General features: G+C 45.8%; 21 protein-coding genes and 1 pseudogene. 11 read left to right on the top strand and 11 right to left on the bottom strand.

What is annotated here, in order from left to right; translation table 11 throughout:
- The first annotated feature begins 312 nt into the window (after positions 1–312).
- The 5 genes from leuA (at position 313) to AWH61_RS01725 (ending at position 6,532) form a co-directional block, all read left to right on the top strand.
- Positions 313–1,872: a 2-isopropylmalate synthase gene (gene leuA / locus AWH61_RS01745; protein ID WP_075176065.1), complete on the top strand. Its 1,560-nt coding sequence runs from the start codon at positions 313–315 to the stop codon at positions 1,870–1,872.
- Positions 1,873–2,970 carry a 3-isopropylmalate dehydrogenase gene (leuB, locus tag AWH61_RS01740; RefSeq protein WP_075176064.1) on the top strand — a complete coding sequence of 366 codons (1,098 nt, stop codon included), beginning with the start codon at positions 1,873–1,875 and terminating at the stop codon, positions 2,968–2,970.
- Between the two features lie 9 nt (positions 2,971–2,979).
- On the top strand, positions 2,980–4,380 hold the full coding sequence (gene leuC / locus AWH61_RS01735) for a 3-isopropylmalate dehydratase large subunit (RefSeq protein WP_014975820.1): 1,401 nt from the start codon (positions 2,980–2,982) through the stop codon (positions 4,378–4,380).
- A 3-nt stretch (positions 4,381–4,383) separates the two neighbouring features.
- Entirely contained in the window at positions 4,384–4,989 is a 606-nt protein-coding gene (gene leuD, locus AWH61_RS01730) for a 3-isopropylmalate dehydratase small subunit (protein ID WP_014948483.1), read from the top strand.
- Between the two features lie 346 nt (positions 4,990–5,335).
- The gene (locus AWH61_RS01725; RefSeq protein WP_075176063.1) at positions 5,336–6,532 is read left to right on the top strand and encodes an HD-GYP domain-containing protein; all 1,197 of its coding nucleotides are present in this window, start codon (positions 5,336–5,338) and stop codon (positions 6,530–6,532) included.
- Between the two features lie 89 nt (positions 6,533–6,621).
- On the opposite strand, the gene AWH61_RS01720 is transcribed toward AWH61_RS01725, so the two are convergent.
- Complete coding sequence (locus AWH61_RS01720; RefSeq protein WP_075176062.1) at positions 6,622–7,923, bottom strand: general secretion pathway protein GspB; 1,302 nt, start codon at positions 7,921–7,923, stop codon at positions 6,622–6,624.
- Positions 7,916–8,827, bottom strand: coding sequence for an ExeA family protein (locus AWH61_RS01715; protein WP_014948480.1), 912 nt, complete (start codon positions 8,825–8,827; stop codon positions 7,916–7,918). The genes AWH61_RS01720 and AWH61_RS01715 overlap by 8 nt, the downstream gene beginning before the upstream one ends.
- A gap of 218 nt (positions 8,828–9,045) precedes the next feature.
- Here AWH61_RS01715 and AWH61_RS01710 point away from each other — a divergent pair, with 218 nt between their 5' ends.
- The 6 genes from AWH61_RS01710 (at position 9,046) to hemW (ending at position 15,515) form a co-directional block, all read left to right on the top strand.
- Positions 9,046–10,224 carry a tRNA nucleotidyltransferase/poly(A) polymerase-related protein gene (locus tag AWH61_RS01710; protein WP_075176061.1) on the top strand — a complete coding sequence of 393 codons (1,179 nt, stop codon included), beginning with the start codon at positions 9,046–9,048 and terminating at the stop codon, positions 10,222–10,224.
- Positions 10,225–10,237: 13 nt separating this feature from the next.
- Positions 10,238–11,272 (top strand): WD40 repeat domain-containing protein, encoded by a 1,035-nt coding sequence (locus AWH61_RS01705; RefSeq protein ID WP_075176060.1) that lies wholly within the window; start codon positions 10,238–10,240, stop codon positions 11,270–11,272.
- Between the two features lie 274 nt (positions 11,273–11,546).
- Positions 11,547–12,260 (top strand): hypothetical protein, encoded by a 714-nt coding sequence (locus AWH61_RS01700; protein ID WP_014948477.1) that lies wholly within the window; start codon positions 11,547–11,549, stop codon positions 12,258–12,260.
- Positions 12,261–12,333: 73 nt separating this feature from the next.
- The gene (gene srmB, locus AWH61_RS01695) at positions 12,334–13,560 is read left to right on the top strand and encodes an ATP-dependent RNA helicase SrmB (RefSeq protein ID WP_014948476.1); all 1,227 of its coding nucleotides are present in this window, start codon (positions 12,334–12,336) and stop codon (positions 13,558–13,560) included.
- Positions 13,561–13,780: 220 nt separating this feature from the next.
- A complete protein-coding gene (locus tag AWH61_RS01690; RefSeq protein WP_014948475.1) occupies positions 13,781–14,383 on the top strand; it encodes an XTP/dITP diphosphatase in 603 nt (200 codons plus the stop codon).
- Positions 14,376–15,515 carry a radical SAM family heme chaperone HemW gene (gene hemW / locus AWH61_RS01685; protein WP_075176059.1) on the top strand — a complete coding sequence of 380 codons (1,140 nt, stop codon included), beginning with the start codon at positions 14,376–14,378 and terminating at the stop codon, positions 15,513–15,515. Before AWH61_RS01690 ends, hemW begins: the two co-directional genes overlap by 8 nt.
- Positions 15,516–15,616: 101 nt before the next feature.
- Here the strand turns inward: hemW and AWH61_RS01680 are convergent, their stop codons facing one another.
- The 9 genes and pseudogenes from AWH61_RS01680 to AWH61_RS01640 all read right to left on the bottom strand — a co-directional run bounded on the left by AWH61_RS01680 (position 15,617) and on the right by AWH61_RS01640 (position 23,547).
- Positions 15,617–16,411: a YggN family protein gene (locus AWH61_RS01680; protein WP_014975812.1), complete on the bottom strand. Its 795-nt coding sequence runs from the start codon at positions 16,409–16,411 to the stop codon at positions 15,617–15,619.
- A gap of 310 nt (positions 16,412–16,721) precedes the next feature.
- Positions 16,722–17,294: an Lcl C-terminal domain-containing protein gene (locus AWH61_RS01675; RefSeq protein WP_014948472.1), complete on the bottom strand. Its 573-nt coding sequence runs from the start codon at positions 17,292–17,294 to the stop codon at positions 16,722–16,724.
- Between the two features lie 2 nt (positions 17,295–17,296).
- Positions 17,297–19,075 (bottom strand): Lcl C-terminal domain-containing protein, encoded by a 1,779-nt coding sequence (locus AWH61_RS01670; RefSeq protein WP_039224958.1) that lies wholly within the window; start codon positions 19,073–19,075, stop codon positions 17,297–17,299.
- Between the two features lie 111 nt (positions 19,076–19,186).
- Positions 19,187–19,699: a PAS domain-containing protein gene (locus tag AWH61_RS01665; protein ID WP_014948470.1), complete on the bottom strand. Its 513-nt coding sequence runs from the start codon at positions 19,697–19,699 to the stop codon at positions 19,187–19,189.
- Positions 19,699–20,693 (bottom strand): annotated as a pseudogene (locus AWH61_RS01660) (response regulator). Before AWH61_RS01660 ends, AWH61_RS01665 begins: the two are co-directional and overlap by 1 nt.
- 366 nt (positions 20,694–21,059) lie before the next feature.
- Positions 21,060–21,770: an LrgB family protein gene (locus tag AWH61_RS01655; RefSeq protein ID WP_014978487.1), complete on the bottom strand. Its 711-nt coding sequence runs from the start codon at positions 21,768–21,770 to the stop codon at positions 21,060–21,062.
- Positions 21,767–22,168, bottom strand: a complete 402-nt coding sequence (locus AWH61_RS01650) for a CidA/LrgA family protein (RefSeq protein WP_075176058.1) — start codon at positions 22,166–22,168, stop codon at positions 21,767–21,769. Before AWH61_RS01650 ends, AWH61_RS01655 begins: the two co-directional genes overlap by 4 nt.
- Positions 22,169–22,306: 138 nt before the next feature.
- Positions 22,307–23,068: a LytR/AlgR family response regulator transcription factor gene (locus AWH61_RS01645; RefSeq protein WP_075176057.1), complete on the bottom strand. Its 762-nt coding sequence runs from the start codon at positions 23,066–23,068 to the stop codon at positions 22,307–22,309.
- Positions 23,069–23,220: 152 nt separating this feature from the next.
- Positions 23,221–23,547 (bottom strand): DUF3718 domain-containing protein, encoded by a 327-nt coding sequence (locus AWH61_RS01640; RefSeq protein WP_014948465.1) that lies wholly within the window; start codon positions 23,545–23,547, stop codon positions 23,221–23,223.
- Positions 23,548–23,723: the final 176 nt, after the last annotated feature.

Here is a 23,723-nt window from a genome sequence, read left to right as displayed (position 1 = left end):
GTTACTGGTCACGTTGCTCTCACACCAAGAGCGTTAGGACACATATCCTAAATAATTAAAAGAAAGTATTTATACACGAAAAATATACTCATTATTGTAAACAATGGTTGACCTCTTCATGCCACATGGGTACATTGTCGCTATCAACTTGGTCAGCAAAGAAACAACAACAAATGCGTATTCGTTTCCTTCTTCTATCTCTACTCCTTATGGCAGCCAGACTGCACGGGTAGATTGCGACCAGCGATTTAATTTCACAAAAACCCGTGCCAAGCACGGGTTTTTTTTTAACTATTCAACTGAGAGAGCGTCATGACAAATCAAGTGAAGATCTTTGATACCACATTGCGAGACGGCGAGCAGGCCTTACCTGCAAGCCTAAGTGCCAAAGAGAAATTGCAGATCGCGCTGGCGCTCGAACGGTTAGGCGTTGACATCATTGAGGCTGGCTTTCCTGTCTCTTCACCCGGCGATTTTCGCTCTGTACAAATGATTGCCAAAGAAGTTAAGAACTCTATCGTTTGTGGCCTATCTCGCGCATTGCCGGGTGATATTGATGCATGCGGACAAGCATTAAGCGTTGCTGAGCAATTCAGAATTCACACTTTCATCGCAACGTCAGAGATTCACGTAGGTGCAAAGCTTCGCAAGTCACAAGATGAAATTGTAGATATGGCCGTAGCCGCGGTGAAACATGCACGTAAGTATACTGACGATGTAGAGTTTTCCTGTGAAGATGCGGGGCGTACCCATATTGATTACCTATGCCGAATGGTTGAATCAGCGATTAGCGCTGGCGCGACGACGGTGAATATTCCGGACACTGTAGGCTACACAACACCTACAGAGTTTGGCGGTATTATTCAGCAATTGTTTAATCGCGTTCCAAATATCGATAAAGCAACCATTTCTGTACATTGTCACAACGACTTGGGCTTAGCGGTAGCAAATTCATTAGCAGCTGTTGAGCAAGGTGCCAGACAGGTTGAATGTACGATAAACGGTATTGGCGAGCGTGCTGGTAATGCTTCACTTGAAGAAATTGCTATGATCTTGCAAACCCGTAAGAACATGTTGGGCTTTGAAACTAACATTAATTCTACCGAAATATCGCGCACATCTAAGCTAGTCAGCCAGCTTTGTAATATGCCAGTTCAATCAAACAAGGCCATTGTTGGCGCGAATGCGTTTAGCCATTCATCCGGTATTCACCAAGACGGTGTCTTAAAAGCGCAAAATACCTATGAAATTATGACCCCAGAAAGTGTGGGCATTAATAAGAACAACCTAAACTTAACGTCACGTTCTGGCCGTCATGTGATTAAGCATCGCTTAACCGAACTTGGCTATAAAACCGAAGACTATGACTTAGAAGCGGTGTATGACGCATTCTTAAAGTTAGCGGATAAAAAAGGCCAAGTATACGATTACGACCTTGAAGCCTTATTGTTCTTCGATAAGCAAAAACACGACCAAGCACACTTCCAGTTGCTTTATCTTCAAGCTAATTCAGGCCGTGAAATCATTCCAAGCGCTACCGTTAAAATGAAAGTGGGCACTGAAGAGATTACCCAGTCTAGTATTGGAAACGGCCCGGTAGATGCGGCTTATAAGGCCATCATGTCTATACTAGGTCACGAAGATTTAGAAGTTGTCGACTTTAAATTAGATTCAAAAGGTGAAGGTGCCGACGCTTTGGCGCAAGTGAGCGTTATCGCTACATATAAAGGCCGTCGTTTCCATGGAATCGGCTTGGCTACAGATATTGTGGAAGCCGGCGTTAAAGCCCTTATCTTTGTATTAAACAACACTTATTTAGCCGATCAAATTGATCAGCAAAAAAATCAACAAGAACGCGTTGCAGGAGTATAAATGAGCCAGTATTCAATTGCCGTATTAGCCGGAGACGGTATCGGCCCAGAAGTTATGCAGGAAGCCAATAAGGTTTTAGATGCTGTTGAAAAGAAGTTTAACGTCACCCTCAACCGTACTGCATATCCTGTAGGTGGCTACGCCATTGATACTGAAGGCGAAGCGCTACCCTCAAGAACGCTTTTGGGCTGTGAGCAAGCCGATGCAATCTTGTTTGGCAGTATCGGTGGCCCTAAGTGGGACACCTTGCCGTTAGAGCAACGTCCTGAGCGTGCCGCACTACTTACCCTTCGCAGTCATTTTGACCTGTTCAGCAACTTGCGCCCAGCTCGCATTTATCCGGGCCTTGAAAGCCTGTCTCCCCTTCGTGAAGACATTGCTAAATCAGGCGTAGATGTTTTGGTAGTGCGCGAGTTAACCAGCGGTATCTACTTTGGTCAGCCGAAGGGCCGAGAAGGTGAAGGCGAAGAAGAATTCGCGTATGACACTATGCGCTACAGTAAACGTGAAATTCGCCGTATTGCTATTGCAGCGTTTGAAGCAGCACAGAAGCGTCGCGGCAAAGTGACTTCAGTAGACAAAGCTAACGTACTGGTAACCAGTCGTTTATGGCGTGAAATTGCTGAAGAAGTCGCAAAAGACTATCCAAATGTAGAACTTGACCATATCTACATCGACAATGCCACTATGCAAATAATGAAGAACCCAGCGCAGTTCGATGTGATGCTGTGTTCAAACCTTTTTGGCGATATCGTTTCTGATGAATGCGCTATGATGACGGGCTCTATGGGCTTGTTGCCATCGGCAAGCATGAACGAGGAAGGCTTTGGCCTTTATGAGCCAGCAGGCGGTTCGGCCCCAGATATTGCAGGCCAAGGCATTGCTAACCCTATCGCACAAATTTTATCGGCCGCCATGATGCTGCGTTTCAGCATGAACTTGAATGATGCTGCCGACGCAATTGAAAAGGCAGTAGTGGCAACGCTAGAAGCAGGTGTACTTACAGGCGAGTTACTTCCTTCTGACAAACGCAGCCAAGCGGCAAGCACGTCACAAGTGGGCGATGAAATCGTTAAACAATTAATGGCGCAGGAGTAAAACAACCTCATGGCCAAGACCTTATATGACAAAGTGTGGCAAGCCCACATTATTGACCAAATCGGTGAAGACAGCTTAATTTATATCGACCGTCACTTAATTCATGAAGTAACGTCACCTCAGGCATTCGCTGGCCTTAATGAAAAAGGCCGTAAAGTACGACGCCCTGATCGCACGGTTGGTACTATGGATCACAGCATTTCAACCCGTTCATTGGCAATTGATGCCTGTGGACCAGCCAATGCGCTTCAGCTACAAACCTTGGCAAAAAACTGTGAAGAACACGGCATTCAGCTATTTCCAGTGGGCCACCAAAAGCAAGGTATTGTGCACGTTATGGGCCCTGAATTAGGTCTAATTCAGCCTGGTATGACGGTGGTGTGTGGTGACTCACACACTGCAACCCACGGTGCATTTGGTGCGCTGGCATTTGGTATTGGTACCTCTCAGGTAGAGCATGTATTGGCCACGCAAACGTTGAAACAAAGCCGCGCGAAAAGCATGCTTATCAACGTAAATGGCAAGCTTCCTGTCGGTATTACCGCAAAAGACATTATTCTTGCCATTATCGGCAAAATTGGCCACGCTGGCGCTACTGGCCATGTTATCGAATACGCAGGTGAAGCTATTCGCGGTTTGAGCATGGAAGAGCGCATGACGGTGTGTAACATGAGTATTGAAGCTGGCGCGAAAGCTGGCCTTGTTGCACCAGACGAGAAAACCTTCGCCTACCTTGAAGGCCGCGAATACGCACCTAAGGGTCAAGACTGGGAAGACGCTGTCGCTTATTGGAAAACCCTTTACACCGAAGAAGGCGCTACCTTTGACACTGTGGTTGAACTTGAGGCGGCGGATATCGCTCCTCAGGTTACTTGGGGTACCAACCCAGGTCAGGTTATTGGCGTAAACACGCCTGTACCTGCCCCTGAAGATTTTAGCGACCCGATTGAAAAAGAGAGCGCAGTAAAGGCGCTTGAGTATATGGGCTTGAAACCTGGTGAAAAGCTTGCCGATATTGCAGTGAACCACGTATTTATCGGCTCGTGTACCAACGGTCGAATTGAAGATATGCGTGCAGCAGCACAAATCGCCAAGCGCGGTAAAGTCGCCGATTCAGTAACAGCTATTGTTGTTCCGGGGTCTGGTAATGTTAAGCGCCAAGCAGAAGCTGAAGGCTTAGATAAAATCTTTATCGATGCGGGCTTTGAGTGGCGGTTGCCAGGTTGCTCTATGTGCCTTGGTATGAATGACGACAAGCTAGTGGCAGGCGATAGATGTGCCTCTACCAGTAACCGTAACTTTGAAGGCCGTCAAGGCCGTGGTGCGCGCACTCACTTGGTAAGCCCAGCAATGGCTGCCGCTGCTGCAATTACCGGTCGCTTTGCTGACGTTAGAGATTATCAGGAGTAACTTATGTCTGAACAAGGTTTTACACAACACACAGGCATTGCTGCGCCGCTTGATCAGGCCAATGTCGATACCGACCAAATTATTCCAAAGCAGTTTCTAACTGGCGTAACGCGTGCTGGCTACGGCAAACATTTGTTTCACGACTGGCGTTATTTGGATTTAGAAGAGAAAGAGCCAAACCCAGCGTTCGCGCTGAATAAGCCTGAGCACAAAGGTGCGAGTCTGTTGCTAGCTCGCGAAAACTTTGGTTGTGGTTCAAGCCGAGAACACGCGCCGTGGGCACTTGCCGACTTTGGATTTAAAACGGTTATTGCCACCAGCTTTGCTGATATTTTTTACGGCAACTGCATTAATAATCAGCTAGTGCCTGTGGCATTATCAAGCGAGCAAATGGACGCTTTGTTTGCTGCAGTGAAGGCAGACCCAGCAACTAAGATCACCGTTGATCTTCCAGCGCAAACAGTAAGTTTTAACGATACAAGCTTCAGCTTCGATATTGCTGAGCATCACAAAAACAACCTTATTAAAGGCTTAGATGCTATCGGTCAAACCCTTGAACTCACAAGTGCTATAGAAGCCTTCGAAGATAAACAGCCCGCGTGGTTGTAAAAGCGTGGGGCTTTAGCGCTTAACAACGCCCTAGCATGACACATGGGTGCTGTCGCGAGATGGCACCCTGTTTATTTCTCTCATCTATGCCTCTACCTTAACTTCGCATCAAGACGCCTAATACCAATCCGCAATAAAAATATCAGTTCACCTGATTTGAGCCATAAGCAACTTCTCGGCACATTTACACGTCACGCGTTTTCTCACGAATTCGGTAATCCTACATTCGCCGACTCTAGCTATACTAAAGACTAATAAACTCCTCACTTTTTTCACTGGAATATCGTACTATTCGTTTCTATTGTAATTGAAGGCTATGGCAACGTTGTGCCTCACAGGAGAGATAATGCTAGAACAGGTACCCATTGATGATTTGCAGCCAGGAATGTACGTCAATCAAGTACTTGAACAAACAGGTTCACTTAAAATGCGCTCTAAAGGCATTGTGAAAACCCAAGCCATTATTGATAGTCTAAAATCGAAAGGTATTTTAAGCGTCGAAGTAGATCTTGCGAAATCTAAGCTGCCCGAGCCAGCTGTGCCACCCGAGCCAGCTAAAGAAAAAGAGCCTGAAGTGACTAAACCGTTTGTTAAGCCAGTGGGTCGTGATTCAATTAACGAAGCCAACGAGCTTTACAGCAGCGCAATTGCCATTCAAAGCAGCTTTTTAAAGTCGCTTAAAAATGGGGCGGTAAAAGATTTGTCTCCCATGGAGTCGCTGTCGCAAAGCCTGATCGAAAGTGTATTTGATAATAAAGATGCGCTGAGCTGCCTGACTATGATCAAGGATACCGACCAGTACCTTCTTGAGCACAGTATTAATTGCAGTGTACTAAGCGGCATTTTCTGTGAGTTTCTTGGCTATGACAGAGATACCACAGAACAAGTGAGTTTAGGTGCCCTATTGATGGATATCGGCATGTCTTCCCTGCCAGATGAAATTCGCAATAATACAGGCGAATTTTCCAGTGATGATTGGGAAGTGATGAAAACTCACGTTGAAATTGGTGCTGACCTAGTTGAACAGTGTGGCGATATTTCTGACCTATCGCTACGCATCATTGAAGAGCACCACGAGCGCGTCGATGGAAGCGGCTACCCGAGAGGATTGGTTGGTGACGAAATCTCAGAGTTCGCGCGTATTGCTGCCATTGTGGATGCATACGATGCCATGACATCTAATCGTACGCACAAAAACAGTATCACGCCTACTCAGGCGCTAAAGCGACTAACTGCGACAGAGAACTTGGACCAAGAATTGGTAAAACAATTTATCCAGTGTATTGGCGTGCACCCTGTTGGCTCCTTAGTGAGGTTAAAGAGCGGTAAATTAGGTATTGTTAGCAAGATCAACCCTAAAGACCCCGTAAGCCCTCACGTTATGACCTTTTACAGCGTGACGTCGCAGCATTTCAATGAAGTGAAACGCGTTGATTTAAGTCAGTACGACGATGAGATTGTGTCAGGCGTTCGCCCCGAAGAGTTTAGTTTGAACTTACCAAAATTCTTTAAAGACGTTTTCATCAATCAGATGCCGCTGTAGAAAACACAGTTTAACCAGCGAGAGGCCCTTTTTTTAAAGGGCCTTTTTTGTATTTATTGTTAGTGTTTTTTGGAACTAACAGATAGTAATTACCAATCGGTTAATGCTGCCATAGTAAAAATCTCATCTTCGAAAGCAAGCACCACACGTTGCGCTTCAATATTGACGATTTGCACTCTATCAGCAATCCAGTCGCCCTCACCTATTTGACGGCCATTGACTCTCACCCATCTATCGGCAGGACGAGACGCATACATATGCGCGCTAAAGTTCATGGTTGGCAGTCGTGTTAACAAGCGAACGGGTAACTGATCTACACGGGGTAGTTCGTCTTTAACCGTCACCCTTGTTTGCTCTTCAGCGGGTGTATTATCTTGTGCCTTTGAGTCTAGCGCTTCAACGGCAGCATTAAAACGGGCCATAAGCTCTGGTGACACGGATACGTCAGATTGAGACGTAGCTTCATTTAATACTCTCCCTTCATAATTCCCTGAAGTCTCAGTTTGTCTTGTATCCATTGAAGAGCTACGCTCATATCCACTACTTGGCTCGGCGCTAGAACGTTGGGAGACGTCGTTATTGTAGCGATTCTGAGTACCTGTTGTGTTTGGGTTTGTATTTGTGATTGGGTTTGTATTTGGAACTGCACCTAAATCAGTATTTTGCGTTGCAGCTAAGTTGCCAACAGACTGGTTATTTACCATAGCGTTCGCTTGCGTGCCTTGCTGAGCTGCAACGCCGTTACTAACGTTGGCATTTACCGCTGTGTTAGCAGTTTCATTTAAACCTGCGCTTTGCCCACGTCCCTGAATGTTAGAAGATACCTGTTCACTTTTGTGGCTTGAAGTGCCTGGTGCTTCATTACTACTTTGCGTGGTCGTAAGCGCTGAAGCGCCTCCGCTTGCTTCAACCTGTGAAACTGAGCTTTCAGAGTCTGCCACCGGTACAGAAGCGGGTGCAGTTAGCATTGGCCACCAGCGTTTTGCCGTAGCGGCGGAAAAGCCAATGCATAAACCGCCAAGAATAACGACGGCAAAAAGCGCAACTTGCTTGGTATAAAGCTTCCATGCTGACGGAAGCCCTTCCAATGTGGGTAAGAACAAGCTTCGATTAAACTGCTCGTTAAGGGATTTATCAAATTTGGCGGTAGTGTCGTGCTCGCCCCGAAGCAAAGCTTGGGTCTGAGTTCTATGATGAACTGTCGGCGCTATTTCCACGGTTTGCTCAGGATCTATTTCTACCTCTTGCACGCCCATTTCAGACAAGCCCTGCACCATAGCATCGCTTGTCACTAAACCCGACTTTCTAATTTTAACTGGCCCATTTTGCTTGGTAATTTGAACAATCACCATACCGGGCACTAAATTTTCAATGGCGACGATATTAGACATACAAACTCCCTAACCCGTAGCCGAATATGATGGCCAAAACAAACGCCGATGCGAGATACCATTTACGCTGGCTTTGCACGCGCTGACTAACAACATCTTCTCCTAGAATTTGCTCTGCCGCGGCCAAGAATATAGGCTTTTGCACAACCGCATGCTGCTTAGTAAAAGATAAGGTTAACGCCCGATCGCACAGCAAATTAATTACCCTTGGAATCCCACCAGTAATTTGATGCACCGCGCGCAATGTAGACTTACTGAAAATACTGATATCACCTTCAGCCACGCTTAAGCGGTGTGCTATGTAAGCACTGACTTCTGGCGCAGTTAAGGGCAGCAGATGATAACGAGCGGTAATGCGTTGAGCCAGCTGACGTAATTCATTACGCTTTAACAACTGCTGTAATTCAGGCTGACCTATCAATACCACCTTTAACAGTTTTTCACGATTCGTTTCTAGGTTGGTCAATAAACGAAGTTGTTCTAGTACTTCGGGCAACAGATGCTGCGCTTCATCAACCATTAGTACCGTATTCATGCCTGACTGATGATTCTCTGCTAACTTAGACAAAATCAAATCGGTGAAATACTTAAGGCTTGCTTTTTCAGGTGTATAAGCCAAGCCTAGCTCATCACAAACCGTTGCTAATAGCTCAAGGGCGGATAAGGTTGGATTCAAAATCATGGCTACCTGCGTATTATCGGGTAGCTGCTGCAACAGTTTTCTCGATACCGTTGTTTTTCCCGTGCCCACTTCTCCGGTGAGCATTACAAAACCACCGCTTTCTCTGAGGCCAAAGGTCAAATGGGCCAAAGCCTCTTTGTGCCTAGGGCTCATATACAAATAATCGGGGTTAGGCGCAATCGAAAAAGGATTGTCATTTAACCCGAAGTAGTTCAAATACATGGTTGCTGAAGCGCCTATCTGTTTTAATTTTTAACGACGAATAAACTACCAGACGCAACCTTGAAGTGAAAGCGCATAACGATGTGGCTACGAATTTTAATTGTAACATTGCTATACTGCGCCACTATGACGTGGGGAGTGTTGAGTTTTGCGACACGCCAAAAGTCGGCACATCCCTAATCTAAAAAGTATTACTGACTAAAAATCGTTGGAAGAGCATGCAAGTATATCTCGTTGGTGGCGCAGTACGTGACGCACTGTTAAACAGAAAAGTTGTTGAACGCGACTATGTCGTGGTGGGCGCCACGCCGGAAGAAATGCTCAGCCAAGGTTTTACCCAAGTAGGCAAAGACTTCCCTGTTTTTTTGCACCCTAAAACACAGGAAGAATACGCACTTGCACGTACAGAACGTAAGTCAGGAAAAGGTTACACCGGTTTTGTATGCGATGCGTCGAGCTCGGTCACGTTAGAAGAAGATTTGTTACGCAGGGACCTTACCGTTAACGCGATAGCGCAAGACAACCTTGGAAACCTTATCGACCCCTATGGTGGTAAAAAAGATTTAGAAAACCGCCTACTTCGCCACGTATCTGAAGCCTTTAGTGAAGACCCTTTACGCGTATTTCGCGTTGCTCGGTTTGCCACCCGCTATGCTTATTTGGGGTTTACTATCGCCACTGAAACCATGGCTCTTATGCAGTCTATGGCGCAAAGCGGCGAGCTAAGCACGCTAAGTGCAGAGCGGGTATGGCAAGAAACAAAGCGCAGTCTTTTAGAGAAAACACCGCATGTTTTTTTCACTGTATTAAACCAAGCCCATGGCCTCAATGACTGGTTTACTGAGCTTGAAAGAAACGTAGATACTGCTCTGGAAACGTTAAAAACGGCGGTAGCACTAGAAAAGGCTGAAAACGAAAGCGTTGTTGAAGACACGGGTTCAGAAACCCCATTACCTGAAAGTAGCGATTCAGAAACCGCTAGGCTGATAACAAGGTTTACTGCCCTGCTCACTCACCTCAGTGAGGAAGAAGCGAAACAGTTATGCAGTCGGCTTAAAGTGCAAAACCAAGTTAGTGAAATCGTCAGCCTTGCCTGCAAATTCAAAGGCTTTCTTTTAAACGCTCAGAACTCGCCCGCCGACCTCCTCGCCTTATTCAATGGCTGTGATGCGTGGCGTAGAGTGGAGCGTTTCACATTGTTACTTAGCGCTTTTGCACCTTATGCTCATAACAAGGGCATAGATTGGCAACGCCAACGAAAGCGAATTGAAAATGCATTATCAGCCGCCAACCAAGTGAACGTGCAAGATATCATTGCCACGGGCGTTAAAGGCCCTGAAATAAAAGACGCGCTTAACCAAGCAAAGCTATCCGCTATTGCCTCTATTAATACATAATTGTGCTAAAGCAATGATCGAAAGAAAAACGAACGGACGCTTTCTCTCACCTTTAGCGTCACCACTTTTTTATTTACTTTTCACCGTTCTCCTTGCGCTTTTTGGTTGCACTGAAGAGACGCGCGTATTACCTGTTCACGAGTTTCGCTTTACCCAAGAGCCAGTGAGGAAAGCTGCGCTTTCAGAAGATGCCCGTCTTGCGGCATTCATTTTTGACGACTCCTCGGTGTCTGTTTGGGATGTAGATGAAAAACGAGAGCGCTACAAATGGCACAGTGACGTGCTTGATGAAGAGTCACTGCACCTAATTACGTTTTCCAAAGACAAGGCATGGTTAGCGCTCACAGGCTATTGGAGCACTACACTGATTAACTTGCGCTCAGGTGATGTGGTAGGTAGTTGGCATTTTAGTGGTATAGATCCCGGCGCCACAGCGTCATCAACTTCCCTATCCCACCATGGTGACAGCGCACTAGTTGGTATGACCGACGGTACCGTATTGCTACTAAATTTTGATAACAGCACTGCATTGCAATACCAGCACAATACAATGAAAGTGCTTCATGTAGGCTATTTTTCTGATGACTATGCGTTTTCTGGAGGGATAGATAAGCGCTGGTTTCTATGGGATTTAGACAAAAACGATGTGTTGCTAGAAAGGCAATATCGCAGTCGAGTTACCGCTTCAGTGCTAGACAATAGAGCTCAGCGAGCTTTTATATCCGATGCGCTGAACAGCCACGAAATTATTGATCTCGCCACCCATGAAGTGATCTCTGAACTACAATTTATGGAACGTTTCCGCTTTTTCCGAAAAGGGTTATTTTTAGAAAACGGTGACTACCTTATGACAACATCACCCAAATCAGTGGTGACGCTATGGCATGCTAACTCTGGCGAAGAGATAGCCTCATGGGAAATTAAACGCTACTCAAGCGAAGCCACCACTCACGCTATAACACTGAACGAGGATGGTGATGTTGTTACCCTCTCCTCTGATGGCGTGCTTCAAAGCTGGGATTACCGCGCACTGATTACATCACTGTGATATACCTAATGCTTATACCGTCCCTCACAGCCTTTGCCCCACCTTTTTGCTAACAAGTTTTCGTTTACACAACTTAAGCATGTCGCTATTATTTAATTTAGATTACAAATGTAATCCTTAACTATATTTGTGCGTTCTTGTGCAACAGTTGCTCGCTAGTTATTCGTTGCTTGTTCGCAGCTCGTTAAATAACAACGTCAAAGCGCGCTTCGCTTTAAACAAACGATTCGCCCTTTTAAATGAAAAAATCTGGCATCGGCTTGGAGATTCTTAAGTGAAAAAAACAATAATAACGTACCTTATAACTTTAGCTTTTCCCCTTATAGTTAGTGGATGTGCAAGCCCTCCAACCGTCTACCTTTATGGCAAATATCTTGAGCCGTCCAAAGTTCAAGCCTTATCTGAACAGTTAACGGACCATGGCTTGAATGTTGAAGTAAACGACTTTGATTTTCCTACATCCGTGTCTACAAATACGTTGCTCTATTCATTGCTGCTACAATCACCAGAAGCAATCGACAATACCACTAGCATCGCAGAGCATGCGGGTTACTCTATAAACCGTGTCCAATCGCTCACTCAAGGCAATCATTGGTATACTAAAAACTCTTTGGCGCTGTTCGTGTTTCCTGACGGCAATCGCCCCCACGGAACCCTCCTTGCCCAAGATCTTATCCATAGCTATATCGCCAATGGATGTGGTAACGGCGAGCGCCTCACGCTGTATAAAGACGGTACGTATACCCTCACACTTCAAACGCCCACATCTTCAGAAGACGTAAAGGGTAAATGGAAGTATCGCCAGTTTCCTTACCTAGAGCTTCAAGAACCAAATTCACCGTACGCCAACTACTACTTCGAAATTTCACGGGTTGAAAGTGAGGATAAAGTGAGTAAGCTCGATTTGACGCACTTGCACTTACTTAACGCCAACAGTACCAACCCGTTAGCATCAGAATGTGTATTTACCTACGGTGTGCGAATTTAACGCCAGTTTTTCTCAATGTTTTGGTATAGCAATGCTACAATACGCCCCATTCATTTAGAGCGTTTTTTATACTATGACTTTCGAAGAACTCGAATTAGACGAAGCACTGTGTCACGCAGCTGCCGATATGGGGTTTGAAACTCCAACTAGCATTCAAGAACTGGTTATCCCGCATGCGTTGGATGGACGAGATATCTTGGCCTCTGCTCCTACAGGTACTGGTAAAACAGCCGCTTTCTTATTGCCTGCATGCCAGTTTTTACTTGATTATCCGCGCAGACAGCCTGGTGCTACACGTATTTTGATCCTAACGCCTACCCGCGAGTTAGCGCTACAGGTTTACGAACAAGCCCTGGCCATAACAAAGCATACACAAATTGTGTGCGGGGTAATAACCGGTGGTATTAACTACGGTACCGATAAAGAAACCTTAAGCAAGAATCTCGATATTCTTGTGGCCACGCCAGGTCGTTTGCTTGAGCATATCGAAAAAGAAGCCGCAGATTGCCGTGATATCGAGTGTTTGATCCTGGATGAAGCTGACCGCATGTTGGATATGGGGTTCTCAACGGTAGTTAACCAAATTGCTGCCGAAGCGCGCTGGCGCAAGCAAAACCTATTGTTCTCAGCCACGCTTGAAGGCAAAGGCGTTAAGACTTTCGCTCATGACATTCTTAACAATCCTGAAGTGATTGAAGCGAACCCATCGCGCAAAGAGAAAAACAAAATTCATCAGTGGTATCACCTTGCTGACGACATGAATCACAAGCAAGCATTGCTGGTGAATATTTTGAAGCAAGAAACAACGACGTCAGCGGTTGTGTTTGTGAAAACCCGCGAACGCCTGCAAATGCTTAAGGACTTCTTAGCCTCGAAAGATATTCCAGTGTGCTGGCTACAGGGTGAAATGCCACAAGACAAACGTATTGCAGCGCTAGCCCGTTTCAAAAGTGGTGAAGTACCTATCTTGCTGGCAACGGATGTTGCTGCCCGCGGTATTGATGTGCCTAACGTGAGCCATGTTATTAACTTCGACATGCCGCGCAAAGCCGACGTTTATGTTCACCGCATTGGCAGAACCGGCCGCGCTGGCGCCAAAGGTACTGCAATATCTTTGGTTGAGGCCCACGATTTTGACATGGTAGCCAAAACCGCACGTTACATGGGCGAACCACTTAAAGCTCGCGTTATTGACGAGCTACGCCCTAAAAACAAAACGCCTAAGATTGGCCCCAAAAAGAAGAAAGTGAAGGCCAAAGACAAAGCCAAGGCAAAAGCTAAGCCTAAAAAGAAAAAGTAAAACTTGAGCACGTAGAGGGTGAGCGATGCGATGGCCGAAGGTTGGGAGTGGCTTTCGCAAACACGCGGTAAACACATCCATGTGCGCTCCGCTGCCGCATCCCTGCGGCAGAGGGTTTGCTCAAACCACTCCCAACCTTCGTCCTGAATAACCTAAAGTAACCCGATGAATGTGCTCGAGCTTATTTCAGGAGCAAAGAAAAAACGAGGAGTCTGGCACAATGAAATTCCCAGAAAAAATTGTTTTAGCCACAGGTAATCAAGGCAAGGTGCGAGAGTTTGCATCCTTATTTGCAGATTATGGCGTAGACGTTGTGGCGCAAAAAGAATTAGGTGTATCTGATGTGCCTGAAACAGGTACAACATTCGTTGAAAATGCCATTATTAAAGCGCGTCATGCGGCACAAGTAACAGGCCTCCCTGCTATTGCTGACGACTCAGGTTTAGTAGTCGACGCCCTTGGCGGTGCACCCGGTATCTATTCAGCCCGCTATGCTGGCGCTGATGCAACTGATGACACCAATATTGACAAGCTATTAGCTGCCCTAGATGGCGAAACCCAGCGTAAAGCGCATTTCTTCTGTACATTAGTGTTTATGCGCCATGCTGACGACCCAGTACCATTGGTTAGTCAAGGTAAGTGGCAAGGTGAAATTTTAACCGCTCGCTCTGGTAACGACGGTTTTGGTTACGACCCGGTATTTCACGTGCCAACTCATGGCTGCACTGCAGCAGAATTGGAGAAAGCCGAAAAGAACCGTATTAGCCATCGCGGCAACGCCTTAGCGATTTTGCTTGATAATATGAGAGCGACTTTTGCGTAATCCACCGCTTAGCCTTTATATCCACATTCCTTGGTGTGTTCAAAAGTGTCCGTACTGTGACTTTAACTCTCACGGGCTTAAATCTGATTTACCCGAGAAAGAATATGTGGCGCACCTGCTGGACGATTTAGCCATTGATGCCAAACGCATTGGCGACCGCCCTGTCGAGACAATCTTTATAGGCGGTGGCACGCCCAGTTTGTTTTCAAGCGAGGCCATGGCTGACATCTTAAACGGCGTCAAACAGCGGGTTAACTTAAGCGACACTGCTGAAATAACCATGGAAGCCAACCCAGGCACCGTCGAGGCAGGTAAGTTTGCGGGCTTTTATCAGGCAGGCGTAAACCGAATATCGGTGGGCATTCAAAGCTTTCAGCCGAAGCATTTAAAAGTGCTAGGCCGTATTCACAATGAAAGCCAAGCTGAAAATGCGGTAAAACAAGCACACAGCGCGGGGCTACCTACGTTTAATTTAGATCTCATGCATGGTCTACCTGAACAAAGCGTAGAGAATGCTATGGCAGATTTGAAGCAAGGCATTGAGCTCGATCCTTACCACTTGTCGTGGTACCAGCTTACCATCGAGCCAAACACGCCTTTCTATTCAAAACCACCAGAGCTACCTGACGACGACATTCTGTGGGAAATACAGGAAAAAGGCCACAGCCTCCTAGAGCGTGCAGGCTATCACCAGTACGAGATTTCAGGCTACGCCAAAGCAGGGCATCAATGCCGCCATAATCTTAATTACTGGCGTTTTGGCGATTACTTAGGTATTGGGTGTGGTGCCCACGGAAAGATTACCGATGCCGCTAATGGCACTATTCACCGTACCGTAAAAGTGAAGCATCCAAGAGGCTACATGGAAATGAGCCGACCGTATTTAGATACGCAAACGCTGGTTAGTGCAGACGACCTGCCGTTTGAGTTTTTTATGAATAGGTTTCGTTTAGTTGAGCCTTGCCCGATGAGTGATTTTAGTGACTTCACAGGTACTGAGTTAACGGATGACGTTAAACGCGCACTGTCTGATGCTCATCACCAAGGGCTGCTTTCTATTTCAGATAGTCACTGGCAGGTAACTGCTAAAGGACGTAGATATCTCAACTCTCTGCTGTCGTGCTTCGTATAATCTTGCCCATTTGAGCCAACCAAAAAGCTAGATCAAAAAAGCCTGCTCACGCAGGCTTTTCAGTCTTTAACCAGAATTAGTACACGTAATACTTATTTCAACTAGTTTTCACTCTTATCATGTCGCGTAATGATATTGTAAGGCTTGAATGCAGGCACACTTGCTCGAAGGTTCTCTTCCGCTACGTCTAAGCGTTTGAGCTTTTCACAAAACCACTCTGCCTTTTTACGCAATGTGGTGGCTTTATCACCCACATCAAGATGCTCGCCCACGTTATTAAGCTGACGAGTAATTTCCGCTACTTTCTCTTGATTTACTTCGCCACTTCCGGTGTTAATGCCGCTGATTGCCGATAATATACCGCCAACAGAGGTAGAAATTGCTTCCTCAAGCTGCGCTTCAATTTCACTATCCACGAATTCATCAACGCTTTCCAGTGATCCTGGGCCAATAAAATAATGATTACTGGCATGCCTGAATTTATCTTTCACGCGGTTTTGAACTCGCTTCATAGCAGCATTCAAACGCTCGTAGCTGTCGTGATCACTGCCTACTAAGCCTAAGTAAACATGCTCAATGGTATCAATAGCTAAATCTACACCTTCAGTGGCCAAAATAATCATTTTTGGTACTACATAGTGTAACCCTGAAGAATACTCTTCTAGCCACTGCCGTTCTTGCTCATTCAAGGTTTGCCAACGTCCACCTACAAATAGCTGGTTTTGGTCATTAATCTGAACTACGGTGCGGGTTTTATCCATTACGCGAAGCTGTTCGTTATTAACGGCAATACCGTAAGCAAAATCGATATTACAGGTATATTCAGCCTGCGCCGATGTGCTAAGTCCAGCGAATAAACAAATTGTAAAAAGGGCAGCCTTAAGGCTCGATATCATTTTCATACCAACATTGTGGCTAGCTTACTGGGAAATAAAAAGCCATCATGAGTCTAACGTGCTAAAAATCAGGTTGAACATGTCGATATTATCAATCTACTCAAAACGCAGCTTGATACTAGGGCCTGTAGACTTTTGTTATTCACCAAAGGTCAACAGGCTCTAAGCAAGAGTGTCGATTTTCTTTAAAATTGACGTTCAAACCAAAAAACAAAGCACGCATTATAGAGCGTGCTTTGTTGATAAAAAGTCTAAGGGTCAGATACTAGACGAAAGACTAATACGAAGCGGTGTAGATCTTTATCTACACCTATTCGTTGGTGTAGGTGCGCACCAGTCGTACGTAAATGAAACGGTCTTTCTCTTTAATCGAATGGCTCGCATTAAAGAATGCAACAACCCAGGCTCTGTCTGGATCATCTGCCGAAGGGGTAGAAGTCCAAAAATCATCTGGCGGCGTTGCAGGAAAAAGCGAGCTATTAATCGCCGGGCGTACGCAGTCGCGTTCCGTTAAGGTGGCCAACTCTTTAACGTTGGGCAAGCGCCATCCTAGCAGGTCTTCGTTACTCGCCTGCTGCGCAAGTTGTAGCGCCTGCTGCCACGTATACTTCACCGCTTCACCACTGCAAGTTGAGCCGTCCCAAGTTTGCCCTTCGGAACATCGTCTCCATACTAAATCTGTGGTGGTATCCAACAAAGTACTGGTAGTCACTGCTTCAAAGTTATCGTTGGGCGTGGTTTCTAGTCCATCAGACAAGCACTCTTGAGCGAAAGCTGAAAGCGATGCACTAGCAAGCAACGTCGAGGCCGCAACCATTTTGAGTGTAGTTAGCACTGCGCTTTTCAGTACGCGTTGAGCGGATTTATTAACTTTATTGCTCATGACTATCTCCCTGCTCTTACAAGACGAACACGCGCCGCTGATGACTTATTAAGAAAGTTATCGACACCTGAATCGAAATCCAATGCCCATGCATTTTGTGCATCATCACTGTTTACCCCATCAGCACTTGGCACTGAGGTCCAATACCATAGGGGCTCGGTAGAGACTGCACCGGTGTTAGGGAAGTAATCTTCATCAATGGCCACGTCGTCGGCAATGCCTAAATGCATTAACGAAAAGAGTTCATGGTGAGTAGGTAGCCGCCAGTCGTAAAAACCACACAGCCCTTGTGCGTTAACCGCCTGTACATATGCAGAGGTATTACAGCTGGTTAATAAGCACGTTGCATTCGCGCCTGTCTGGTCGCCCTCAAAACCGCCATTTACCTCTTCGCTGTACCAAGAATAGGTGTAGTCTTTATCTTGAAATGCCCCATCGTCAGTTTTAACTTCCCACACCAATCCGGTGACATTGTCACGAACGCACGACCACGTATCTGCGCTGGCGTCTTGTTCGTCGCCATTGGCATTTAAACGGGTAAAGTCGAAGCCGGCTTTACCACGCCCAGCTTTTTCAATTAAGCCATTCTGTTCAATAATATCAGCTCCGCGTTGTCCGTCTTGGCCAGGAAAATCATTTTGCTGCGCCTCTGTTAACGCATTATTGGTGGCTTGCTGCAAAAATCCCGTGTCGTTCAATAGCGGCGTCGGCATGGGGCGTATTCTAACGTTAATGGTGTCTTCAACACTGTTGTTGTTAGCGTCTGTTACAGTAAGTGTATAGGCCACCACAGTCGCGGTAGATACGGAAGGGGCAATAGCAAACGTAGATAGTGCATCGTTGTCATCTACCGGGCGAGCTGCCACTCCCGTGTTTGCCCCATTGTTAGATGTAACGTTGTTACTGCGCTCCCAAGAATAAGTAAGCGGTAGAGCACTGGGAATACTGGTGCTTGCTTCACCATCCAAAATAACCACCTCACCACTGAAAACGCCTTGCGAGAAGCCTGCATCAACCACAGGCAGTGTCTCGGTTTCAGACTGCACTGAGATTGTCACTGTGTCTACGTCGGTTGCACCTTCGCTATCAGTTACTTCAAGTTGAAAAGTGAGTTCCTGAGACTCGTTAGCGATAGGCGTAGTAATTGTTAAGGTAGAAAGGTTCGTTTCCACCCCCGTAATAACGTTAGTGCCGCTGGTTTGAGACCAAACATAATCGGCAATTTCGCCATCGGACGTAGATGAGTCAGTATCGCTGCTTCCCGTGCCATCAAAAATAATTTCAACACCACCTGGGAAAGTATTTGCTGGAAGGCCTTCCCACGCAGGCACATCAATACTTGCTTCCGGCGCTATGTTTACCGGCGCAACAGTAATTACCGTAAAGTCACTAGCCGTATTACCGCTTTGATCGTTTACCGAGACGGTAAGCGTGTATTCAGTGGCGCTATTAACTAACGGCGCAACGAAGCTCGCTGCAGAAGCGCTGGTGTCTTCATGTGTAATGGTCAGCGATGGAGAAGCGCTCCAGTTGTACGTATACGTGCCATCACCACCACTCACTTGTGCACTTAGTGAATAGGTCACGCCTTCCGTTACGGTAGCGTTAGCGCCTGCATTAACAACTAAGTTGCCATTGCCAGATCCCCCACCACTAGAGTCACCATCTCCGCCTCCGCCACCACCGCAGGCTGCTAGAATGAAAGCACCACCAATAACTGCAAGCCCGCGTATTACGGTGCGAGGAAGGTAGCTTGAAAATGAAGACGAACTTGATTGCATACGTACTCCCATCGCACTCTGTGCTGCTGTTCTATGCTCAGTGCGAGTAAAAACTTGATGTAGATAGAACCGCAAGATAAACAATATACTCTCACGGGTTACACGTAGCGGTTATAAGAAGGTTTTCTTTGCTCTATCTGATTGTGAGCTTGCTTCTTGCGCTTCAGACACTGTTACTTGTAGCGCTTCTAGCTGCTTTTTACCTACCGCTACATCAGTCATGTCGTAAATCATCATACTGATAAAATCCACCTTACCCGTCGCAGAAGTAAGAGGAGAAAGTGTGATGTTTTGGTACATGAATGACTCACTACCTGTAATCGGCCGGTAGTTTGGAAACTTGAACAAATAAGGGCGTTGTTCCCATGTCATAAAGGCACGGGTTTTTAGGTCGAAAACGGGCTTAGCTTTCTTAATAAACCAGTCTTGTTTGATTGCGGGAAATAACGAAAATAACGTTTTGTCTCTTACTTCACTCGGCAAAAGCCCACTGTGACTTTCCATAAAACCGTTCCACACTTGCACTGTGAAGTTGCGGTCTAGTACGACAATGCCAACGTCTACCGTTTGTAGCATGTCCATCATCCAGTGAAATTCTTGTAACTCATCTAAATGCTGGCTCATTAAAAATCCTCCAACAAGTGGGCGAGTTTAGAATTCATCATTTTCATAGACTCTTCCGTGAACAACAAAATCAAATCACACTGAACATTGTAGCCTTCCAAGCCATAGCTAAGCTCTATCGCCAAGGTTCGCTTCCACTTTATTTGATTCATGTAATAATTTCAGTGATAGCACGATGTTGACCAAGTACGATAGGATGGCCTTGGCTGAAGTTAATGTCCATTTGATGGGCCAGTCCTGTTAAACAGGTTCCAATCAAAATACTCGCAGCATCCATAAGCAGCTCTAACTGAAGTTGATCGTCAACTTCGCCTTCTACATTGAGTATTTTAGCCACGTCGTCAAAGCTTGAGTCGCTCAAAATACACAATGCCTCACCACTAACACCTGGCCCTAAGAAGCCTTGGCATACCGCAGTAACTTGCTCATGGCTCTCAATATCAGAAAGCATCATGTGAAGTTCAGACACTTCAATTAAATTAACGTTGGGAATAGGCAGTTCAACAAACACGTTCATGGTGCGGGCTAAATGATCCCCCGCTTGCCCCATGGCTATGTTAGTGATTTCTTGGTAACAATCGCGGATTTCAGGGTCTAGCGGTGAAACTTCTTCCGGCTCTTCCTCTTCAACATGAAGAATGTTGAATTTATCTAGTACCTCGGCCAGCTTCTTAGGATCCACCGGCTTTCGAATAAAGTCCAAAGCGCCAAGCGATGTCACTCTTTCATGAGCTTCAGGCTGAATATCACCAGACACAACAATAACTTTGGTTTTAAGACCTTGTTTCTGAATTGCTTCTAATGTGCCATACCCATCTAAAACGGGCATATTGAGGTCGAGCAATAGAAGATCGCCCTTTCCTTCAGCGAGAGCCGATAGAGCATCTTGACCATTCTTCGCAAAATGTACGGCCACTTCCCAGTCTTGAGGAAGGCATTTAGCCACTTGCTTGCGCGCAACTAACGAGTCGTCACATACGAGTACAGAAAACATTAAGTTCTTTTACCACCTAGCTTTTGAAACCAGCTACCGCCGGTATTTTCTAGCAATTTCAATTGTATCGGCACAACTACTGTGAACTGAAGTAACGATTTGAGTTAACTTACACTTCGCAGTAACCCGGTTACTTTTTGTTTGAATAGATACCATATATATAGTGATACGAAACACCTCACTAAGAAATAGCACTTTTGGGGAATATTGCCAGCACGTTTTTACTCACAAACATCACAGCGCGTTGATTCTTTGCTACGCGTTTTTCCAGCAGCTTGTGCACCTTTTAGTCAAGGCGGGTGATTGCAGGTCTGGTCAGGCTAAATCACAACGAATAGATAAAACGCCAAGTTACGAGAAAAGCTCTCAAACAAAGAAACCAAAAATGACAGGTAGTGCCAACGCAGTAAATATACCATTTACACAAAGGCCCAGAGTCGCCATCGCCGCCACGTCTTCCCCCATTTGAATAGCTTTGGCTGTACCAATTGCGTGGGCCACCGTGCCCATAGCAATACCTTGCGCCTGTCGATTTTGTACATTGAGGACCGCAAACACACCAGTAGCCACAATGGCTCCAACTACACCCGTCACAATGACAAAAACGGCAGCCAATGCGGGAATGCCGCCAACCTGCGCACTCGACTCCATAGCAAGAGGCGTGGTGATTGATTTAGCTAACATGGTAATTTGTATTGCACGCGGTGCATCTAGTGCAAACAAAGTAAGCCACGCTGTGAAAGGCGCGAGTATGCCACCAAAAGCAATACTCGCCATTAACCGCCAGCCGTAGTGCTTTAGCTTTTGCCATTGTCTGTAAATGGGTAGTGCTAATGCCACAGTGATAGGCCCTAGCAACCAATGCAACAAAGAAGCCGCCTGTTGATACTCAGTAACCCCTGTTTCAGTTAAATAAAGGCCAGCTGACACAATCAGCGCGGTAACGACAATGGGATGCGCTAGCGGGTGACCTTTGCATTTTTTGTTCACCCAAAGGGCAATAATGTAGCCAATTATTGAAACGCTAAGCCACAATAACCCCGTTAAGCTAAACGCTTGATGTAGAGCCTCCTTCATTCTTGCTTTCCACCCTTGCTTGCCACATCTGAGCCGCTGCCGCTTTTGCTATTAAACAATTGCTGCGAAAACCAAGCGGTTATTCCTAAACTTATCGAGGTCGTTACAATAATCGCGATAGCAATGGCAAGTGCATTGGACTGAATGTCAGCCCAATAAATTGATACGCCAAGTACGGCTGGAATAAACAGTAAGGACATATGCTTCAAAGGAAAAGTAACAAAGCGCGCCGTGTGAACCTCAACCTGAGGAAAAAGAAAAAGCATCGCGAGTAAAAAGAATAAGCCCATTAATGGCCCTGGTATAGGAAGGGCACTCACATTAACGACAACTAGCCCAAGATAATAAGCAGCAAACACTAAAACTGCGCCCACTATCATGTTTCTTACATCTCGCACTATCGCTCCTTATTAGGCCTTGCAGGTCCTAGTACTTATTCCCAAAATTCAGTGAGTAAGTGTAACGATAAGCGAGTTAGACCACCAGCAGTACCATGGTCGTATAGTAGAATGTTGCACTGAAATGCGCTTTGACGTTCAGTCTGTCAGCCAAAACTGATAGTAATACTTGTGAGTAATCTTGAACGCTTCGCCACCTTGCATGACAACTCGCTGCTGATTGAGTTTTTGCTCCAGGTGCGCGATATGTTTTGCGTTGACCGCCACAGAGCGGTTACAGCGTTTAAAATTCTGCTCTCCCAAACGCTTAAGTAATTCACACAAGGTTGTGCGGACAACGTAGCTTTCTGATAGCGTTTGAACACACATGTAGTCACCTGCAGCTTCAATCCATTTAATCTCTGCTGGATTTAAACAACACCACCCGTTTTCAGCGCGTATCCCTACAACATTTGGCTGAACAGTTTTGTTCAATTGCTGGCGCAATGTAGCTAAAAGCGCAGGTTCAGACACCCCATATTGTTCACAAAGTCCCTTTACCAGCATATTGAATTGAAAGTCCCGTTCATAAAAATGGTACTTGGTTTTGACATGCTCAATAGCGTTTAATACTTGGGGTTCTTCAAGTGGTGATTTAACAAATCCTGACGCGTTGTGAGAAAAGGCTAACAGCGCTTCTTCGTCTTTATTTCCTACTGCAAGCCAATACCTTGATGCAAGGTTTCGACTTGACTGTGAGACTGAATAGAAACCGATGGACTGAGGATATTTCTCTGCTAACGCAAGACAATGGCCTACAGATTGCGCGCCATAAACGTGACTGAATACGTCTAGCTTTTCTAGCATTTTGCAAAGTGAGTTTTGCATAGAAACAGAGTGTAAAAAAACCAGTGCGATCATCTGCGATCCCTTGCAAGTGCAAGCAGTAATAGCTGTCAGTGTTATCTATCCCCGTCTTAATAAGTGATGGGATGTAGACAGCGAAAAGTAAAAATAAGCGAAAAAGGGGCTATAAGCTGCATAGCCCAATCGCCAGGGTAGAAAACTCTTCATTAGCGTTTTGCTGTTAGTACACTAGGGCTAGCATTAATGCGACGAGCAATCAGCTGTGCGTTTTTAGATGCATTATGAGTAAGTGCAAAAGTAAGCATGTCTTGCCCGTTGCACACTAATCCTTCATGGATATATCGCATTTTAAAACCCGTCGCTTTCACGGCGCGATGCAATCGCAAACGGCTATCGCTTTTTACCGCTTCACACACTGCAATTAAGTTTTTTTCTACATGCTTGGGATACGGGGCGGCATTCGCTACTGTTGCAGTAAGCGACAAGGTTATTCCTAGTAAAGCAAGTTGGGTAACACGGCGTGACATAAACATAACAAGTTCCTCTGATAATATTCGGCAACGCGGTGACTACCTCTTTTGTCCCCGCACCATTAAATTAGTGAAACTTTGTAAAATTCACGCTATAAAAACGTTAAAGCACCGCTATTTGAGACGTTGCGACAAGTACACAAAAGCTAAGGTTTAATAATCGGTCTAAACTGTTATTA

The sequence above is a fragment of the Alteromonas sp. W12 genome, assembly GCF_001924945.1.
In the GTDB taxonomy this organism is placed as follows: Bacteria; Pseudomonadota; Gammaproteobacteria; order Enterobacterales; family Alteromonadaceae; genus Alteromonas; species Alteromonas macleodii.
This window is presented reverse-complemented; position numbering and strand designations above follow the sequence as displayed.